The organism is Salipiger sp. IMCC34102, from assembly GCF_004145405.1.
Lineage (GTDB): Bacteria > Pseudomonadota > Alphaproteobacteria > Rhodobacterales > Rhodobacteraceae > Loktanella.
The window spans coordinates 305,398-322,434 of record NZ_SELQ01000001.1; the positions used below are offsets into that span (position 1 = coordinate 305,398).

21 protein-coding genes and 1 tRNA gene are annotated in these 17,037 nt (G+C 65.0%); 2 read left to right on the plus strand and 20 right to left on the minus strand.

What is annotated here, in order from left to right; all coding sequences use genetic code 11:
• Positions 1–41 precede the first annotated feature (41 nt).
• The 5 genes from EU805_RS01570 to EU805_RS01590 form a co-directional block, all read right to left on the minus strand.
• On the minus strand, positions 42–707 hold the full coding sequence (locus EU805_RS01570; protein ID WP_129762706.1) for a glutathione S-transferase family protein: 666 nt from the start codon (positions 705–707) through the stop codon (positions 42–44).
• Between the two features lie 54 nt (positions 708–761).
• Positions 762–1,475 carry a monofunctional biosynthetic peptidoglycan transglycosylase gene (mtgA, locus tag EU805_RS01575; RefSeq protein WP_370318160.1) on the minus strand — a complete coding sequence of 238 codons (714 nt, stop codon included), beginning with the start codon at positions 1,473–1,475 and terminating at the stop codon, positions 762–764.
• Between the two features lie 78 nt (positions 1,476–1,553).
• Positions 1,554–6,086, minus strand: a complete 4,533-nt coding sequence (gltB, locus tag EU805_RS01580; RefSeq protein ID WP_129762190.1) for a glutamate synthase large subunit — start codon at positions 6,084–6,086, stop codon at positions 1,554–1,556.
• Positions 6,083–6,787 (minus strand): hypothetical protein, encoded by a 705-nt coding sequence (locus EU805_RS01585; RefSeq protein ID WP_242494020.1) that lies wholly within the window; start codon positions 6,785–6,787, stop codon positions 6,083–6,085. Before EU805_RS01585 ends, gltB begins: the two co-directional genes overlap by 4 nt.
• On the minus strand, positions 6,784–8,259 hold the full coding sequence (locus tag EU805_RS01590; protein WP_129762191.1) for an NAD(P)-dependent oxidoreductase: 1,476 nt from the start codon (positions 8,257–8,259) through the stop codon (positions 6,784–6,786). The genes EU805_RS01585 and EU805_RS01590 overlap by 4 nt, the downstream gene beginning before the upstream one ends.
• A gap of 222 nt (positions 8,260–8,481) precedes the next feature.
• Between EU805_RS01590 and EU805_RS01595 the strand changes: the two genes are divergently transcribed.
• A complete protein-coding gene (locus tag EU805_RS01595) occupies positions 8,482–9,294 on the plus strand; it encodes an undecaprenyl-diphosphate phosphatase (protein WP_129762192.1) in 813 nt (270 codons plus the stop codon).
• On the opposite strand, the gene EU805_RS01600 is transcribed toward EU805_RS01595, so the two are convergent.
• Positions 9,281–10,264: a complex I NDUFA9 subunit family protein gene (locus tag EU805_RS01600; RefSeq protein ID WP_129762193.1), complete on the minus strand. Its 984-nt coding sequence runs from the start codon at positions 10,262–10,264 to the stop codon at positions 9,281–9,283. The two genes, EU805_RS01595 and EU805_RS01600, sit on opposite strands and share 14 nt — an antisense overlap.
• A 147-nt stretch (positions 10,265–10,411) precedes the next feature.
• Between EU805_RS01600 and EU805_RS01605 the strand changes: the two genes are divergently transcribed.
• A tRNA-Leu gene (locus EU805_RS01605) sits at positions 10,412–10,497 on the plus strand.
• A 10-nt stretch (positions 10,498–10,507) separates the two neighbouring features.
• Here the strand turns inward: EU805_RS01605 and EU805_RS01610 are convergent.
• From EU805_RS01610 to EU805_RS01675, 14 genes are all read right to left on the minus strand, one after another.
• Positions 10,508–10,765: a hypothetical protein gene (locus EU805_RS01610; RefSeq protein WP_129762194.1), complete on the minus strand. Its 258-nt coding sequence runs from the start codon at positions 10,763–10,765 to the stop codon at positions 10,508–10,510.
• 484 nt (positions 10,766–11,249) lie between these two features.
• On the minus strand, positions 11,250–11,963 hold the full coding sequence (locus EU805_RS01615; protein WP_129762195.1) for a hypothetical protein: 714 nt from the start codon (positions 11,961–11,963) through the stop codon (positions 11,250–11,252).
• 71 nt (positions 11,964–12,034) lie between these two features.
• Entirely contained in the window at positions 12,035–12,535 is a 501-nt protein-coding gene (locus tag EU805_RS01620; protein ID WP_129762196.1) for a DNA N-6-adenine-methyltransferase, read from the minus strand.
• 342 nt (positions 12,536–12,877) lie between these two features.
• Complete coding sequence (locus EU805_RS01625; RefSeq protein ID WP_129762197.1) at positions 12,878–13,078, minus strand: hypothetical protein; 201 nt, start codon at positions 13,076–13,078, stop codon at positions 12,878–12,880.
• Complete coding sequence (locus EU805_RS01630) at positions 13,075–13,704, minus strand: HNH endonuclease (RefSeq protein WP_129762198.1); 630 nt, start codon at positions 13,702–13,704, stop codon at positions 13,075–13,077. The genes EU805_RS01625 and EU805_RS01630 overlap by 4 nt, the downstream gene beginning before the upstream one ends.
• A complete protein-coding gene (locus EU805_RS01635; protein WP_129762199.1) occupies positions 13,701–13,955 on the minus strand; it encodes a hypothetical protein in 255 nt (84 codons plus the stop codon). The genes EU805_RS01630 and EU805_RS01635 overlap by 4 nt, the downstream gene beginning before the upstream one ends.
• The gene (locus tag EU805_RS01640; protein WP_129762200.1) at positions 13,952–14,173 is read right to left on the minus strand and encodes a hypothetical protein; all 222 of its coding nucleotides are present in this window, start codon (positions 14,171–14,173) and stop codon (positions 13,952–13,954) included. The genes EU805_RS01635 and EU805_RS01640 overlap by 4 nt, the downstream gene beginning before the upstream one ends.
• Complete coding sequence (locus tag EU805_RS01645) at positions 14,170–14,628, minus strand: hypothetical protein (protein ID WP_129762201.1); 459 nt, start codon at positions 14,626–14,628, stop codon at positions 14,170–14,172. The genes EU805_RS01640 and EU805_RS01645 overlap by 4 nt, the downstream gene beginning before the upstream one ends.
• Entirely contained in the window at positions 14,625–14,816 is a 192-nt protein-coding gene (locus EU805_RS01650) for an AlpA family transcriptional regulator (protein WP_129762202.1), read from the minus strand. Before EU805_RS01650 ends, EU805_RS01645 begins: the two co-directional genes overlap by 4 nt.
• On the minus strand, positions 14,813–15,139 hold the full coding sequence (locus tag EU805_RS01655) for a hypothetical protein (protein ID WP_129762203.1): 327 nt from the start codon (positions 15,137–15,139) through the stop codon (positions 14,813–14,815). Before EU805_RS01655 ends, EU805_RS01650 begins: the two co-directional genes overlap by 4 nt.
• Positions 15,136–15,699 (minus strand): hypothetical protein, encoded by a 564-nt coding sequence (locus EU805_RS01660; protein ID WP_129762204.1) that lies wholly within the window; start codon positions 15,697–15,699, stop codon positions 15,136–15,138. Before EU805_RS01660 ends, EU805_RS01655 begins: the two co-directional genes overlap by 4 nt.
• A complete protein-coding gene (locus EU805_RS01665; protein ID WP_129762205.1) occupies positions 15,696–15,977 on the minus strand; it encodes a hypothetical protein in 282 nt (93 codons plus the stop codon). The genes EU805_RS01660 and EU805_RS01665 overlap by 4 nt, the downstream gene beginning before the upstream one ends.
• Positions 15,974–16,171, minus strand: a complete 198-nt coding sequence (locus EU805_RS01670; RefSeq protein ID WP_129762206.1) for a hypothetical protein — start codon at positions 16,169–16,171, stop codon at positions 15,974–15,976. The genes EU805_RS01665 and EU805_RS01670 overlap by 4 nt, the downstream gene beginning before the upstream one ends.
• 197 nt (positions 16,172–16,368) lie before the next feature.
• Positions 16,369–17,016 (minus strand): hypothetical protein, encoded by a 648-nt coding sequence (locus EU805_RS01675; RefSeq protein ID WP_129762207.1) that lies wholly within the window; start codon positions 17,014–17,016, stop codon positions 16,369–16,371.
• Positions 17,017–17,037 lie beyond the last annotated feature (21 nt).

The window sequence follows — 17,037 nt, forward strand, 5'->3', positions numbered from 1 at the left end:
CCCCGGAAGGGGTGGGTGGGCGGGCCCACCCACCCGCAAGGTCAAAAATCGAGGTCGGCATAATGCGAGGGCTGCGGGAAGCCCGGTATCTGGTCCGCCAGCAAGGGACGGAACGCGGGCCGCGACTTGATCTTGGCGTACCAGTCCTTCACCACCTCCGACCGGTTCCAGTCCACGTCAGAGATGTAGTCGAGGCACGAGATCTGCGCCGCGGCCGCGAAATCGGCCAGGGTCATCTCGTTGCCGGCCAGCCAGCGGCGGGTCTCCAGAAGTTCGCCCATGTAGTCGAGGTGGACGCGCATCGCCCGGCTGCCGGCCTTGACGTTGGAACTGTCGGGGTAGCCCGTGCCCATGACCTTGCGGAACACCCGCTCGCCCAGAAGCTTCTGCGTGCACTCGCGGTAGAAGGTATCGTCGAACCAGCCGACCAGCCGCCGCGCCTCGTAGGCGGCGGCCGCATCGCGGGGCAGCAGGGGCGGGTCGGGATAGGCATCTTCGAGGTATTCGCAGATCGCCGTGCTTTCGGACATCATGCGCTTGCCCATCTTCAGCACGGGCACCTTGCCCGCGGGATTGCGGCGCAGGAACTCGGGATCCTTCTCCCAGTAGCGCTCCTGCACGAGTTCGACTTCGATGCGCTTCTCGCCGAGGCTCAACCGGACCTTCCGGGAGAACGGCGACAGGGGATAGTGATAGAGACGGTTCATCGACGCACTCATGGTAGGGGTATCCGGCCTCAATGCCGCAAGGGCGGCGGTGGTTCAATCCTCGAAGCAGGCCGCGCGCCCGTCGGCGGCGATGGTCGCGGCCCCGTCCATGATCGAGGCGGTGCGCTCGCGCTGCCGGGCCGTCGGGTTCGCCGCGTTCCGGTCCTTGGGATCGGGCAGCACCATCGCCAGCCGGGCGGCCTGCGTGTCGGTCAAATCCCCGGCATCGACGCCGAAGTAATGCGGGGCCGCGGCCCCCACCCCGAACACCCCTTCGGCGAACTCCACCTCGTTGAGGTACAGTTCCAGGATCCGCCGCTTGGGCCAGACGGCCTCCGTCACGGGGGTCCAGACCGCCTCGATCGACTTGCGCACCCAGGACCGTCCCTGCCAGAGGAACACGTTCTTCACGACCTGCTGGCTGATCGTCGATCCGCCGCGCGCGGCACCCGATTCGAGTGCGGCCCGGATCGCGTTCACGTCGAGACCCCAATGCCGACAGAAATTCGCGTCCTCCGCGGCCACGACGGAGCGCGCCATGGCGGGGGCGATATTCTCCATCGGAACCCACTCCTGCGCGATTCCGCCCAACCTGCGGCTTTCGGCGATCTGGTAGGGGGTCATCCAAGGCCCGACCAGCCGAAGAGACAGCGTGGCCATGAAAGCGAGCACAAGCCCGCCCACGATCACGAATAGCGTCCAGCGGGCAAGGCGTTTCATCAACGGCGCCTTCGTCAGGGTATCGTCGGATTTGCGGGATCTGGCCATGGTCGCATAAGCCACGGGCGCGCGCCCACGGTCAAGCGGCGCGCCCCGCGGGAAATCCCACAAGGCGCGCGCGCAGGCTTATTCCGCGGGGATCGCGTTGTCTTCGATCCCCAGCGGAGCGGCCAGGTTCGGCAGCATCTCCTTGGGGCAGACCTGCACGAAGTTGGCCAGCTCCTCGTCCCAGTGTTGCAGGATATCCTGCGCGCGGCGGCTGCCGGTCTCGGCGGCGTGTCGTTCCACCAGCCCGCGCAGCTGCGCCTGCCAGTGATCGACCGTGACCGGACAGGTCACGAGCGTCTCCATGTTCATCAGCGGCTGCGCGGTGCCGTCGACGTCGTAGAGATAGGCCATCCCGCCGGTCATGCCGGCGCCGAAGTTCGCCCCGATCGAGTCCAGGATCACCGCGACACCGCCGGTCATGTACTCGCACCCGTTGGTGCCGCAGCCTTCGACCACCACATGCGCGCCGGAGTTGCGCACCGCGAAGCGTTCGCCCGCACGACCGGCCGCGAAGAGGTGCCCGTCGGTCGCCCCGTAAAGGACGGTATTGCCGATGATCGTGTTCTCCGCCGCGACCAGGGGCGACTGCATCTGCGGACGCACCACGATGGTCCCGCCCGACAGGCCCTTGCCCACGTAGTCGTTGGCATCGCCAGAGACCTCCAGCTTCAGCCCGTGGACCGCGAAGGCGCCGAGGGACTGCCCGGCGGAGCCCTTGAGCTTCACCGTCAGGTGGTCGTCCTGCAGGCCGTTGCGCATCCCGAAGCGCTTGACGATGTGGCTGGAGGTGCGCGTGCCGATGGTGCGCAGCGTGTTCTGCACCGCGTATTCCAACTGCATCTTCTCGCCGTCCTTCAGGAAAGGATCGGCGTCCTTGACGATTTCCACGTCCAGCGTGTCGAGCACCGCGTTGCGCGACTGGTTGCGGTCGTAGGTGATCCGGTTGGCCCCGTCCACGGTGATCAGAAGCGGGTTCAGGTCCAGATCGTCCAGATGCGCCGACCCCCGGCTGACCTGCGTAAGCAGATCGGCGCGGCCGATGACCTCCTGGATCGAGCGCGCCCCGATGGAGGCGAGGATCTCGCGCACTTCCGTCGCGTAGAAGGTGATCAGGTTGACGACCTTGTCCGCGTTGCCCGTGAACTTGTCCCGCAGGGCGGGGTCCTGCGTGCAGACGCCCACGGGGCAGGTGTTGGACTGGCACTGGCGCACCATGATGCAGCCCATCGCGATCAGGGCGGCGGTGCCGATGCCGTATTCCTCGGCCCCCATCATCGCCGCCATGACGATGTCGCGTCCCGTGCGCAGCCCGCCGTCGGTGCGCAGGGTGATGCGCTCGCGCAGGTTGTTCATCGCCAGGACCTGATGCGCCTCGGTCAGGCCCATCTCCCACGGCAGACCCGCATACTTGATCGAGGTGCCGGGAGAGGCCCCGGTGCCGCCGTTGTGACCCGAGATCAGGATGATGTCGGCCTTGGCCTTGGCCACGCCCGCGGCGATGGTACCGACGCCGGACGAGGCCACAAGCTTCACCGTCACCTTGGCGCGCGGATTGATCTGCTTGAGGTCGTAGATCAGCTGCGCCAGATCCTCGATCGAGTAGATGTCGTGATGCGGCGGCGGAGAGATCAGCGTGACCCCCTTGGTCGAGTGCCGCAGCTTGGCGATCAGGTCGGTGACCTTCATCCCCGGCAGCTGGCCGCCCTCGCCGGGCTTGGCACCCTGGGCCACCTTGATCTCCAGCTCTTCGCAGGCGAGCAGGTATTCCGCCGTGACGCCGAAACGCCCCGAGGCGACCTGCTTGATCTTGGCGCTCGCGTTGTCGCCGTTGGGTTCCGGCGTGAAGTCCTCGGGGCTTTCGCCGCCTTCACCACTGTCGGACTTCGCCCCGATCCGGTTCATCGCGATCGACAGCGTCCGGTGCGCCTCGGGCGACAGCGCGCCCAAGGACATGCCTGGGGTGACGAAGCGCTTGCGGATCGAGGTGATGCTCTCGACCTCCTCGATCGGGATCGCCTTGCCCAGCGGCTTGATCGCCAGAAGGTCGCGCAGGTGGATGGGCGGGTTGTTCTGCAGCGCCTTGGAGTACTGCTGCCACAGCGCGTAGGAGGCCTTGTTGCAGGCGGCCTGCAGCATGTGCATCGTCTGCGCTTCCCAGGCATGCTTCTCGCCCGAACGCCGGGCCTTGTAGAAGCCGCCGATGGGCAGGATGTCGGTCGATTGCTTCCAGCCGTGAGCGTGAACCTCCTCCAGCTTGGCCTGGATACCGCTGATCCCGATGCCCGAGATCCGGCTTTGCATGCCGGGGAAATACTCGGCGCACATCGCACGGGACAGGCCCACCGCCTCGAAGTTCAGGCCGCCGCGGTAGGACGACAGGACCGAGATTCCCATCTTCGACATGATCTTGAGCAGGCCTGCGTCGATCGCCTTGCGATAGCGTGCGACCGCTTCGGTCAGGGTGCCGTCGATCAGCCCGCGGTTCAGGCGGTCCGCGATGGAATCCTGGGCGAGGTAGGCGTTCACCGTCGTGGCGCCGCAGCCGATCAGCACCGCGAAGTAATGCGGGTCCATGCATTCGGCAGAGCGCACGTTGACGGAACAGAACGTCCGCAGACCCTTGCGCGTCAGGTGCGAATGCACCGCGCTGGTCGCCAGGATCATGGGCATCGCCACCTTGTCGGGCGACTGGTGTTCGTCGGTCAGCACGATGTGACCCGCGCCGGAACGCACCGCATCCTCGGCCTCCGACCGGATCCGCGCAAGCCCGTCCAGCAGCGCCTGCGGACCGGGGGCGAAGGTGCAGTCGATATGCGCCACGCTCTCGCCGAACTGCGCGACCATCTTGTCGAACTCGGTGTTCGCGATGAACGGACTGTCGAGGATCAGGATTTCGGTCTGGGAGCTGTCCTGGTCCAGCACGTTCTTGAGGTTGCCGAACCGCGTCTTGAGGCTCATCACCCGGTTTTCGCGAAGTGAGTCGATCGGCGGGTTGGTCACCTGGCTGAAGTTCTGACGGAAGAAATGCGACAATGGCCGGAAGGTCGTGGACAGCACCGCGGAGGGCGTGTCGTCCCCCATCGAGGCGATCATCTCCTTGCCGTCCTCGGCCATGGGGGCCAGCACCTGCTCCAGCTCTTCGATGGAGTATCCAGCGGCGCGCTGACGCCGCTTGAGATCCTCGCCCGCGAACCGGGCGGTCTCTTCGACGCCCGTGAAGACCTCCGACAGCTCGACCACCTTCGAGACCCAGTCGCCGAAGGGCTGGGCGGTCGCCAGCGTCTCCTTCAGCTCTGCGTCGTGGTAGAGCTTCTGCGCCTCCATATCGACGGCGATCATCTGGCCGGGTCCTAGGGCACCCTTCTCGACGACCTTCGCCTCGTCGACGGGCACCATGCCGACCTCGGAGCCCGCGACCAGCAGGCCGTCGCCGGTCACGACGTAACGCAGCGGGCGCAAGCCGTTCCGGTCCAGCCCGCCGCACACCCAGCGACCGTCTGTCATCGCCAGGGCTGCGGGACCGTCCCAGGGTTCCATCACCGCGTTGCAGTAGGAATACATGTCCTGCAGCGGCTGGCTCATCTCGGCGGCCTGCTTGGACCAGGCCTCGGGGACCAGCATGGTCTTGGCCATCGGCGCGTTGCGGCCCGCGCGGACCAGCACTTCGAAGACCGAATCAAGTGCGGCCGAATCCGACGACCCCGAGGGGATGATCGGCTTGATCTCCTCCGCCGCCTCGCCGAAGGCGCCGGAGGCCATGCGGATCTCGTGGCTGCGCATCCAGTTGACGTTGCCCTTGAGCGTGTTGATCTCGCCGTTGTGGGCGAGCATGCGGAAGGGCTGCGCGAGGCTCCACTGCGGGAAGGTGTTGGTGGAATAGCGCTGGTGATAGATCGCGAAGGCGCTCTCGAACCGCTGGTCCATCAGGTCGGGGTAGAAGGTGGCGACCTGCTCGGCCAGCATCATGCCCTTGTAGATGATCGACCGCGTGGACATCGAGCAGATGTAGAAGCCCGCCACGCCGGAGGCCGAGACGGCCTTCTCGATCCGGCGGCGCACGATGTAGAGCTCGCGCTCGAATTCTTCCTCGGTCAGGTCCTTGTCGCAGCGGATCAGGATCTGCTCGATCTCGGGGCGCGTGGCGTTGGCCTTCTCCCCCAGAACGGTCGTGTCCACGGGGACGTGGCGCCAGCCGTAGATGTAGTGCCCGAAGCGCAGCACCTCGGCCTCGACGATGGTGCGGCAGCGTTCCTGGCCCGCGAAATCGGTGCGCGGCAGGAAGATCTGGCCCACGGCGATGCGCTCGTTTTCGTCCGGCTCGTGGCCGGTGCGGCGGATCTGGTCCTGGAAGAAGGCCACGGGGATCTGGATGTGGATACCCGCCCCGTCGCCGGTCTTGCCGTCGGCATCGACGGCCCCGCGGTGCCAGATCGCCTTGAGCGCGTTGATGCCCTTGTCCACGACGCCGCGGCTGCGCTCGCCCTTGATCGACACGACCAGTCCCACGCCGCAGGAGGAATGTTCATCCTCGTCGCGGTAAAGCGAATTTTCTGCCATCCACTGGCGCTTGGCTTCCTCGGCGGCCACCCAGGCGGAATCGTATGCGGTCATGAGGGCTCTCCTTCAAAGGGGATGGACAGGCGCGACATCATCACGCCGCAATCGTGCTTGGGATTGGCGGACAGGAACCCCGGCTCGCCGGGGAAGATGAACTCGACGGGGGAATCGTCCTTTTCGTAGGAATCCCCCGGCACCGTCACCCGGCCCGTCCCGCCGAGGAAAGTGCGGAACCGCTCCGAGACGAACTCGTTGCCCGCAGAACTCCACATCTCGGTGCCGTCGGGCGCGTAGGCCGTGATCTCGTATTCGGTCTCACGCAAGGTCACGTCGTCGATGGTGACGAGGTTGCCGATCAGACGGTCCTCGCCCACGTAACGGGTCGGACCGACCTCGTCCGAAAGCGTGACGAAGTCGTAGGAATCGCGCCCCGTCTCCAGCAGCTCGGACAGGGAAGCCGGGTCCGCAGGGCTGTCCTCCAACCGCTCGGAATGGTTGCTCAGCGGATGGAAACTGTTGAGCCACTGGGTCTCGCGGTCGGTGCTGCCGAGGTAGGTCATGCCCTCCTCGGACAGGCTGACCCGGCGCTTCACGCCCTCGGGGTCGGCATCGCAGGTGAAATGGTGATCGACCGCGCAGCTGCGCGACTGGATCGTCAGGTAAGCATCGCACCCGGCGGGCAAGGAGAAGACCTCCGCCGTCTGCGCATGGGCGGGGGCGGCCAGAATCATCAGGGCGAGGGCGGTGCGAATCATTCGGCGGCCACCGCGCCCGACTGGTTGAGGTAATCCATGACGGCGGCCGCGGAATCGCGCCCGTCGCGGATCGCCCAGACCACGAGGCTGGCACCCCGCACGATGTCGCCCACCGCGAAAACCCCGTCGAGCGACGTCCGACCGGTGGTGAACTCCGCCTTGACGGTGCCCCATCGCGTGACCTCCAGCCCATCGGTGCCCCAAAGTTTCGGCAGATCCTCGGGCTCGAAGCCCAGCGCCTTGATGACGAGGTCGGCCTCCTCGACGTAATGCGCGCCGTCGATCAGCTCCGGGCTTTGCCGGCCCGAAACGTCGGGCTGGCCCAGGCGCATCTTGTCCACGACGACGCCGCGCAGCGGCCCGCTGATGGGCGACGGTGATTCGACGTTCATCTCCTCGGCGTTGTCCACGAACATCTTCGGCGCGGAGAGCCAGACGAACTCGACGCCTTCCTCTTCGGCGTTGGCGACCTCGCGCTGCGAGCCGGGCATGTTCACGCGGTCGCGACGGTAGAGGCACTTCACGCTGGTGGCCCCCTGCCGGATCGCGGTGCGCACGCAATCCATGGCCGTGTCGCCACCGCCGATCACGACGACCCGCTTGCCGTTGGCGTTCAGCTCGCCGCTTTCGTATTCCTCGACCGTGTCGCCGAAGCCCACCTTGTTGGACGCCGTCAGGTAGTCGATCGCGCGCACGATGCCGTCGGCCTCGGCCCCGGGATTGTCCAGCTCGCGCGTCTTGTAGACACCCGTGGCGATCATCACCGCATCGTGTTTGCCGCGGATCGCGTCGAAGGAGATATCTTCGCCCACGGTGCAGTTCAGGCGGAACTCGACGCCGCCGTCTTCGAGCTGCGCGATGCGCTTCATCACGACGTCCTTCTCCAGCTTGAAGCCGGGGATGCCGTAGGTCATCAAACCGCCGCCGCGGTCGTAGCGATCGTAAACGGTGACCTGAACGCCCTGGCGGCGCAGTGCGTCGGCGGCGGCGAGGCCGCCCGGGCCCGCACCGATGATGCCCACCGATTCGCCGCGCTCCTGCGCGGGGCGGATCGGCTTGACCCAGCCTTCCTCGAAAGCGGTGTCGGTCAAGTATTTCTCGACCGAGCCGATGGTCACGGTGCCGTGGCCCGACTGCTCGATCACGCAATTGCCTTCGCACAGCCGGTCCTGCGGGCAGATGCGGCCGCAGATCTCGGGGAAGGTATTTGTGGACTGGCTGATCTCGTAGGCTTCCTGCAAGCGGCCCTCGGCGGTGAGGCGCAGCCAGTCAGGGATGTTGTTGTGCAACGGGCAATGCGACTGGCAGTAGGGCACGCCACACTGGCTGCAGCGGCTGGCCTGTTCGGCGGCCTTCTCGCGGGCGTACTCGGCGTAGATCTCGCCGAAGTCCTGATTGCGCAGGTTCGGCGGGCGCTTTTCCGGCATGTCGCGGCCGACGGTCGTGAATTTCAGCATCTTCTGGCCGGTCATGGCAAAGCTCCGCATGAGAGGGGTCAGCGCCTGATACGCAATCGCCGCGGAGATGAAAAGTCAGTATGTGTGACCTATTTTCACTTTCTGTCATGGCAAGCGCCGACCGGAAGGGGAATTGGCGCAAATTTTAGGTCCGATACGAACTTATATTCAATGTAGCGGCACGCGCGCGACGGTGTATGAAGTCGACCGACCCGCACAACGTAAGGTAACACGGCGATGACACTCTTCACGTTGATACTGGTGGCCATCGTGCAGGGGGTGACCGAATTCCTGCCGGTTTCGTCCTCGGGGCACCTCGTTCTGATCCCGCTGGTGACGGGGGAGCCGGCACAGGGCCTGGCCATCGACGTGGCCGCACACCTTGGCACGCTGGTGGCGGTGGTGCTCTACTTCTGGTCCGACGTGGCCCGCGCCTTGGCAGGATTGCCGCAGCTGGTCCGGGGACGAACCGATACACACGGCGCCCGGCTTGCCCTATGCCTGATCGTGGCCACCGTGCCGGTCATCCTTGCGGGGCTGATACTGAAGGTTACGGGCCTCGCGGATCTGATCCGCGACAGCCTCGTGGTCATCGCACTGGCGTTTATCGTCTTCGGCCTCGTGCTCTACCGCGCCGATCAGGCGAACCCCGAGGCGCGCACCGATACCGACTGGACCTTGAAACACGCGCTGATCATGGGGCTGTGGCAGGTGGTGGCGCTAATTCCCGGCGCCTCTCGCTCCGGCGTGACGATCACCGGGGCCCGGACGTTGGGTTACGCCCGGCACGATGCGGCGAAACTCGCCATGCTGATGTCGATCCCGACGATCCTTGCCTCCGGCGCGCTTCTGTCGCTGGACGTGATCGGAACGGACGTCCCGGGCCTGTGGCGCGCCATCGCCATCGTCTCGACCCTGTCGTGCCTGGCGGCCTTCGCGGCCCTGGCGCTGATGATGCGGCTGCTGCGATCGGTCAGCTACACGCCTTACGTCATCTACCGCGTGGTGCTGGGCGTGATCCTGCTGGTGGTGGCCTTCACCGCGTCCTGAGGTTCTTGGCCGAGGCCTTGATCGCGTCGTACTGCCCCGACTTGCGGTAGCGATAGAGGTAATCGGGCAGCACCGCCTCCATCGCCGTGGGCGTCAGGCCCAAGTCGGCGAAGCCGCGCGCCCCGTCCGAGACGACGTTGTCCACGCGAAGGTTCTTCACCTGGTCGGTCGTAAGCGGCGCCGGCGCCAACCCGCCGGTGATCGTCTTGAAGAACCCGAAGACCCCCGCCATGGCCCCCGCGATCCCGAAGGGGATGTTCACGATCATCTTGTTGCGGTTCACGATCTTCAGCATGCGCTTCATCAGCTGGCGGAACGTCTCGACCTCCGGGCCGCCCAGTTCGTACACGCCGCGCTTGCCGGGATCGTCGAGAACCACCTGAACGGCCGCGGCGACGTCATCGACGTGCACCGGCTGGAAGAGCGTGTCCGCCCCTACGACCGGCAGCATCGGCGACATCCGCGCCATGCCCGCGAACCGGTTGAAGAATTCGTCCTCCGAGCCGAAGACGATCGAGGGGCGCAGGATCACCGCGTCGGGCTGATGCTCCAGTAGGGCCGCCTCGCCCTCGGCCTTGGTGCGGCCGTAATCGCTTTCGGCATCCTCGTCCGCCCCGATGGCGGAGATCTGGACCATCCGGGTCACGCCTTCCTCGGCGGCAATCCGCGCGATCCGCGCGGGCGCTTCGGCCTGGAGGGCGCGGAAGGTGTTCTTGCCGCTTTCCTCGAGAATGCCGACGCAGTTCACGACCGCATCGGCCCCGCGCGTCACCTTGCGGACCGAATCGTCGTCGCGCACGTTGCAGAACACCGGCTCCACCTGCCCCACGACGCCGTAGGTGCGCACGAACAAGGCCTCGTAAGGGTTGCGGCAGGCGACGCGAATGCGCCAGCCGTCCCGGGCCAGACGCCGGGCCACGTACCGCCCCACGAAGCCGGAGCCGCCGAAGATCGTGACCAGTCGCGTCATGGATCGCCTCGTTCATTGTGCCACACTGCTCTATCGTGCGGACCCAGGTCCGGCAAGCCGAAAGCCCCGCGCGTTAATCTTGGACCTTGGGCGAAATGGGGCTTTACAGTCCCCCGCCCATTGCCTAAATCGCCCCTCACGTGACCTGCCCAGGTGGCGGAATGGTAGACGCGCTAGCTTCAGGTGCTAGTACTGGCAACGGTGTGGAGGTTCGAGTCCTCTCCTGGGCACCACGATTTCCCCTCAATGACCTTGTTTTCTTGATCGGGCCAGATCGTGCGCGTTTCGCGTCCCACATTCTGTCCCACACTCTTCTTTCGGTAGGAGGTCCTTGGGTAGGCGCGACCTTACCGGCGCCGGGTCACCTTCGGTCGTTTCTCCTGTCAAAACCTCGAAACCTACGCGCGCCAGTGTCAGGATATGGCGCATCGATTCAGCGTCGAGCTCAATCGTGACAGCGCCGGCGTCGAGGTAGGTTTTTATCCGATCGATGGTGTTCATTGCTTGCCCTGGTCGCGTCGCATTCGGCGGATGCAGCGGTTCATGATCAGCTGCCGCTCGCGGACGAGCTCGTCCATCGCCTGGCGTTTTCGGTCGATCCGCACTTGAAGCGTTGCCAGCCGGCGGAGCTCGATCGCGCTGGCGAACCGGAGCCATGCCGCTCGAAGCCCGAAGATCGGACCGCCGTTGTGGCCCGGGCCGGGTCGGTCCTGTGTAGTGGGTTCCGCTGCACGATGCGCAACGGTCACGGCAGGCAGCGGAGGGCGACGGCGAGGGGGTGGGGGTTAGGCATCGACAGCTTCCGTTTCGCCCGGGTGCCAAGGCGACCCGAAATTGCTCCCGTCATGCTTGACCTCATAGTATTGCGGATCGCCAGAAGGCCTCATTACGGTGCCGGTCTTGCCAGTGACAGAATTGCGGACGCGATCACCGGGCCTGAAATTCGTGCCATAGGTTCGCGTGATGTATGCGTATGGAAGCCGTCTCACGCCTCACCCCCTTCCGCGCTGGCGAGGGCGCGTAGGGCGGGCAAGCACTCTTCGATAGCCTGCCGCGACACCAAAACCATGATACCGTCTGCATCGGCCTGCTGATAGGACGACAACGCCACGACAGCGCCCTGCGAGGGTCGCGCGGCCTCTGCCACGCTCACGCGCGCAGGGAGGGCGGATAGGGCGGCGTCGGCAGGCTCGGGGCGCTGTTTCAGTATCCGCTCGTATTCATTGCCTGCCTCGTCACGGACGGTCTGGGAAATCCGACCGTCAATGGTGTCTGTTTGTTCCAGCACAACGTGGCCCAGAGGCAATGCGGCGTCGGCAGGATCGGGGGCGGGGGCAAGCGCGGCAACGATCGCGGCGGGGTCGAGGGCGCGAATGGCGCATCGGCGCTCCGACAGAAGGGTTGATGCTATCGAAACGCTCGCGTGCCGAAAATCATCAATGACAGGCACTAACTTTGCAGCCGCTTCCAGTGCGGCCCGCGCCACGGCTTCCAGGTCGGCGGCGGTGTCGGTGGGGGCTAGATCCAATCTAACCACCTTTTCCCCGTTGCCACATGTTCCGACAAAAGAAGTCGTGCGGCGTTCAGACCAAACATCCCATTCCTCTGGAATTTGAAGGACGTCCCCGTATTCCTTCGCCAGTACTTTTTCGCAAATCTGCCAGTGCGCATTACCTGGGTATTTCACAGCATAGATCATCATCTATCCTTTCGGTTGTTCTGGGATCGCCCGCACATTGCGCGCGAGGGCTTGGTGGATCGCGGGGGAGGTCATGCCGCAAGTTTCCCCATGCAAATGCCTAGGCCAGACCGCTGCGCGTTCATCAGTGCGGCCACGCCTGCGGCTCCAGAGGCCATCAGCGCCGTGCCGTTGGCCGGGCTTGCACCTTCGGTCCCGTCTGGCCGGATGAAGCGGATCTTGCGGGCGACGAATAGCACCGCGTCAGCCTTCGCTGCGGCGGGCTGAAACCAAGGCGCGGACGTTCGGTCGGGAACAAGCGCAACGCCGTCGCCGTGATCGAAGAACTTTTCGAGCCAAGGCGCGAGACTGTTACGCCCCCCGAACGGCGGGTTCATCCATATAAAGCCGTGCCAGAAGGGCGCGTATTTCAACCCGTCGTCGTGCTTCGTGAGCCAGCAGCTAGTCGGGACGTGAAGTCGCTCGCATGGCGAAGCCACATCCAGATCGAAGCGCACCGCCATCGCGTCGAATACGTGGCGCGGCGTGTACCATTCATCCGACGCGCCGATGGTCGCTTCCCATTGCCCCATCACGCGCGCCCCATCTCGCGTGGGACACATCCATCGTAACCCATTGATCCGCGACCCGGCGCGGTCTCAGGTGCATCAGTCATTGGGGGTCGCCGTTGTCGCGCCCGCCCGGCGTCGGGTCATAGTAGATTGCCCAGCCGTGTTCCGCCGCTTGAGGGGATGCGGTTTTGTCGGCGGTCCAGTTCTTGTGTTCGGTCATAGGTTCCTCCGGGCGAGCCCATCGCCTTTGCAGCTGGGGCATGTTTCGGTCTCGGCGCGTGCCTGGTCGGACCAGACCCGGCCGGCGCCGGCGCAGGTTCGGCACATGACGGGGCGGCGTGGATCTCGGATGGCTGCCATCGGTCAGTCTCCGCAGCTCGTGCAGTCGATGCCGGCAAGCAGCCATTCGAGGCCGCTCACGGCGCTGGGCCCGAGGATGCAGATCCAGAAGGCGCCGGCCGCAATGATCAGCCAGGTATGCGCGGTCACCGTCGTCTCAGCCGGCAGGTTGCCGCCGTTTCGAATGTCGGCGTACTTCGGGCGATCGTGCTTACCTCGGCTCATTTCTTCTGCCTTTCCGCGATCGCGTGTTCGAGCTTGGCGGTGGCCATGATGGTCGGCTTCAGCTCGGGTGGTGCCTGGTCATAGCCGCGCCCAAATCGGCCGCTGAGGCGTGGAATGAGGCCGATCGGCACCGCCTCCCAATTTGAGGGGTCGGTGTTCGTCTTGTCGCCGTCGAGGCACTTCAGGCGCGTTCCCTCTGGGATAGGGCCGTTCTTCTTTTCCCAAAGGTAGCGGTGCTTCAGAACCGGCCTGGTCGGCGCCCCGGTCCAGGGGTTCGTCTCGTCGACGATCATGATCACGTAGCCGTCTTTTGCGTCGATCCGTTCGTGGCCAGCTCCGCGATAGGTGTGCGGCCGAGCGCCTTTCTTGAACTGGGTTCGCACGCTGTTCGGATTGTAGGGCATCTTCTTGCCCTTGTTCGCAGGCGTGTTCCCCTTCTGGATCTTACCATCGCGGCCGGTCAGCCATCCCTTGCGCTTGCAGAGGTTCGCGATGGCTGCCTGGGAAACGTCCGTGCGACCTGTCCATTTGCAGAAGGCTTCATGCAGAGCCGCACGCGGCATGAGCGAGAGGAGCTCGATGAAGTAGAGCTCGGCCTCGCTGTAGGGGTTGGCCTTCCCCCTCACGTTTCGCTGGTTGCCTTGGTGCCGCCGATCTGGGGCAGCATCGGCAGAACCGACGAACCGTGGTCTGCGAAGAGCTTGGCGGCTTTCAGCTGCAGTTCGGCGTTCCCGCTGATCTGGTCGGCAACTCCTACCATCGCGGCCGCACGTTTCACCTCCGCGTCGATCTGATCGGGCGTGAGACTCTCGTCGGAAAGCCGCTCCATCTGCGCAAACAGATGGTCGTTCAAATCGGTGAGCTTGTTCTTCGTCATGATGCTGTCCTCTGCATTCTGTGGATCCTGTCGCGGCGGCACTTGGCGAGGTTCCGGATCTGGATCGCCATCGTCCGCGCGGTCGCGCTGGGCGCTTCGCTGAGTTCCTGGACGGCGGTGCTGTAGCGGATCGCGGTCGCGTTCACCTGGTCGATCGTCGCCGCGCTCTCGAGCGCCGCCTTGATCTCGGCAACTTGGGTAGCCTGCGCATCGGTCATTTGCTCGACCTCGCCGCCGCGGCCATCGCCTCGCCGAGCTGCTGTTCGCGGTATTCCTCGAGCGTGATGGTCTCCTTCCACCCGCCAGTGCGCGCTCGGGAGGTTTCAGTGCCGCGGGTGCGCGGCGGCAGCCCGAGGATGATACGCCGGCGGTAGACCGCGTTCTTGTGGGTGTAGCCGCCGAGGCGCGAGATATCCTTCGACCTGACGCCGGCCATCCATAGGCGAGTGAATTCCTCGTCGGACATAAATTGCCGCGAGCGCCCGCTGCGCTTCCCCAGCCCGAGCCGCTTTGCCTTGCCGCGCACGGCCTGTCCCGTCACGCCGAACGCGGCGCCGATCTTGTCCGTGCTGATCTTGCCCTCCCACAAGGGTCGCAGCTGGTCGGCCGTGATCTTGGCCAGCGGATTCCGGCAGGCTCTGGCCTTGCCTGGTTCAGTCGTCGTTGAGCTCATACCTCCGCCGCCTCAGCCTCGCCTTCGATCATCGCGTCCAGTTCCTCAATCTTCAGGAGGGACGAGCCTCCGAATTTCCGGATCTTGAGCTTCCCCGCCTGCACGGCGCGGTAGGCGGTCGACCGACTGATGCCGTAGACCTCCTGCAGATCGCTCATCCGGATGTACCTCCGCTGGGTCTTGCTCATGGTGTCACCTCTTGGGGCTGTGCCGCGGCGCTGGGCGCGGCGTTCTGTCGGCGGCCGTGATGCCACTCGATCAGGGGTTCTCGGTCCTTCGGCGGGAGCGCGAGCCAGGTCTCGACGTCCTCCGGGCAGATGGCATCCTCGGCCTTCGCCAGGACCGTGCTGCGGAGGACCTGGCACATCTCGCAATCGCAGCCGTTGGCCTCGCTGAAAAAGCCCGCCAACGGCGCAGCGCCGCCGGCGGGTTCAGTTGAGGCGGGCGACCGGACAGGTGTGGTCGCCGCAGGCTCCCCTCTCGGGGATTCGGGTGTTCTCAATTTCGTCATGCGAAGAGCTCCGTCAGGTTCGCCTCGATGCGCATGTCCTGCATGCAGGCGGGCGCCCGGGGGGCGATGATCCTGGCAGCTTCGGCCGGGTCGAATTCCAGCACCGGCCGGAGGAAATCGTGGATCCGCCACATGGCCAGCGCCGGGTCGTTGATCAGGGTCTCGAAGCCGAGGACCATCATCGGGCCGTACCGCTGGACGCGCCGCATCGCGCGAGGCTCGTCCCGCCGGATGCTGGCTGCCATCGCCCGCAGGTCGGCGCGACGCGCCGGGGCGTTTGCCATCTTCAGCATGGAACGCGCCTGCTCGGCCGGGTCCCGCGTCAGGTAGATCGAGACCGCGGGTGGCGCGTAGGGGATCGGGTTATTGACGGGGTCGATCCATTTCACGACCTTGCCGGTCTGCATGGCGAACCATTCGCGCCCGCGCTCGCGCAGGGGCTTGTCCTCGAAGGACGGCGGGGCGCCTTCCATCGGGGCCCCGCCCTGCCATAGGGCGAGGCAGGTGGCGGTGGTCCCGCAACGGCCGAGACCGGCGACGAAGATCAGGGGGGCGCTCATTCCGCCACCGCCGCTTCTCTGTGGGCCTCGAGCACGTTCAAGGCCGCGCGCCGCCAGTTCTTCGGCAGCTCATCGAGGCGCTCGGCCATCGCGTAGATGCCGTGAAGCTGGATCGAGCAGATCAGGGGCTGGTAAGTCTCTCCATCGGCGCTGGGCAGGTCCCATGTGCCGCCGGTGTTGATCACCCGGTTCTTCAGGTGCTCGAGCTTCCCTTCGTTCGGGATGAGCTCGAGCTCCGCGACTTCGTCCGAGAGGTTCATGACCTGGGTCGTGTTCATCGGCCGAACCCCTGCACCGGCATGCGGTTAAGGTTCGACTGCCGCACTTCCTGCCCGCGCTGGGCTTTCAGGAGCGCCCAGACGACCATCCGGTATGAGCGGGATGCCGCTGCCATCGCTTCTGGGTTGTGCACCGCAGCCCGGGCATTGCCGTAGGCTGTTCCGGTGTCGCTGGGTGTCGCTTGCTGTTGCATGATGTGCCTCCGTTTGGGAGGAACGTATTACGGAATTACCGTAACTTGCAACACGTAATTACGGTTTATCCGTAAATTACCAGATCGCGATTGCTTGACGCGTCCCGGTTGTGCGAGAACGAAAACAGAACATTTGGGGGGTGCGTAGATGTGGTTGAGGATTTTAGCGAGGGTGTGTCTTTATTTCAGGTGGGACCTCACCCGTGTTCTTTACCCGAGCCTTTGGCGTCGGGGTCGTCCAAGTGCTCGAGCAAGGCGCTAATTGTATCCGGCAGAAGGCGGGCCGTGTCGCCGCCCATGATGAAGTTCGGATCGATTTGGTAAGCGCGCCAATAGAAATCCAGCATTTTGAGAGACGGTGATCCCGCGGTCTCCTGGGTCTTGAACGTTGTGTAGGGTATCCCCGCAGAGGACGCGAGCTGTCGAGCTGTCGCGCCGGTAGATCGCCGTGCGGCCACTAGTCGAATGTGAATTGCCTTCGGAGTGATCTCCGTGGTTCGGCACCGGCGCTCGTGTTCCAAGTAATCCATGCCTCCAGATTGCCTTGTTACGGATTTTCCGCATCTAAATCCGTCCGTGATCTTGAAATTACGGTTTTCCCGTAATACTGCTTGCCTATGCAGAACCTCGCGCGCGCTTTCATCAACGATCTCGGCGGATACGATTCCGTCGCCCGTGCCATTGGAAAGGCACCGCAGACGGTTCACTCCGCCATGCAGTCGGGTTCGTTCCCCGCTGCTTGGTTCATCGCGCTCTGCGATCTGGCTCTGGCGAGTGGGATCGATAAGCCCGTACCGGAGCTGTTCTCGTTCCTTCGGCTTGAGGATGGCGGTCGTTCTGCTCATTGTTCGGCGTCCTGTGGCGCT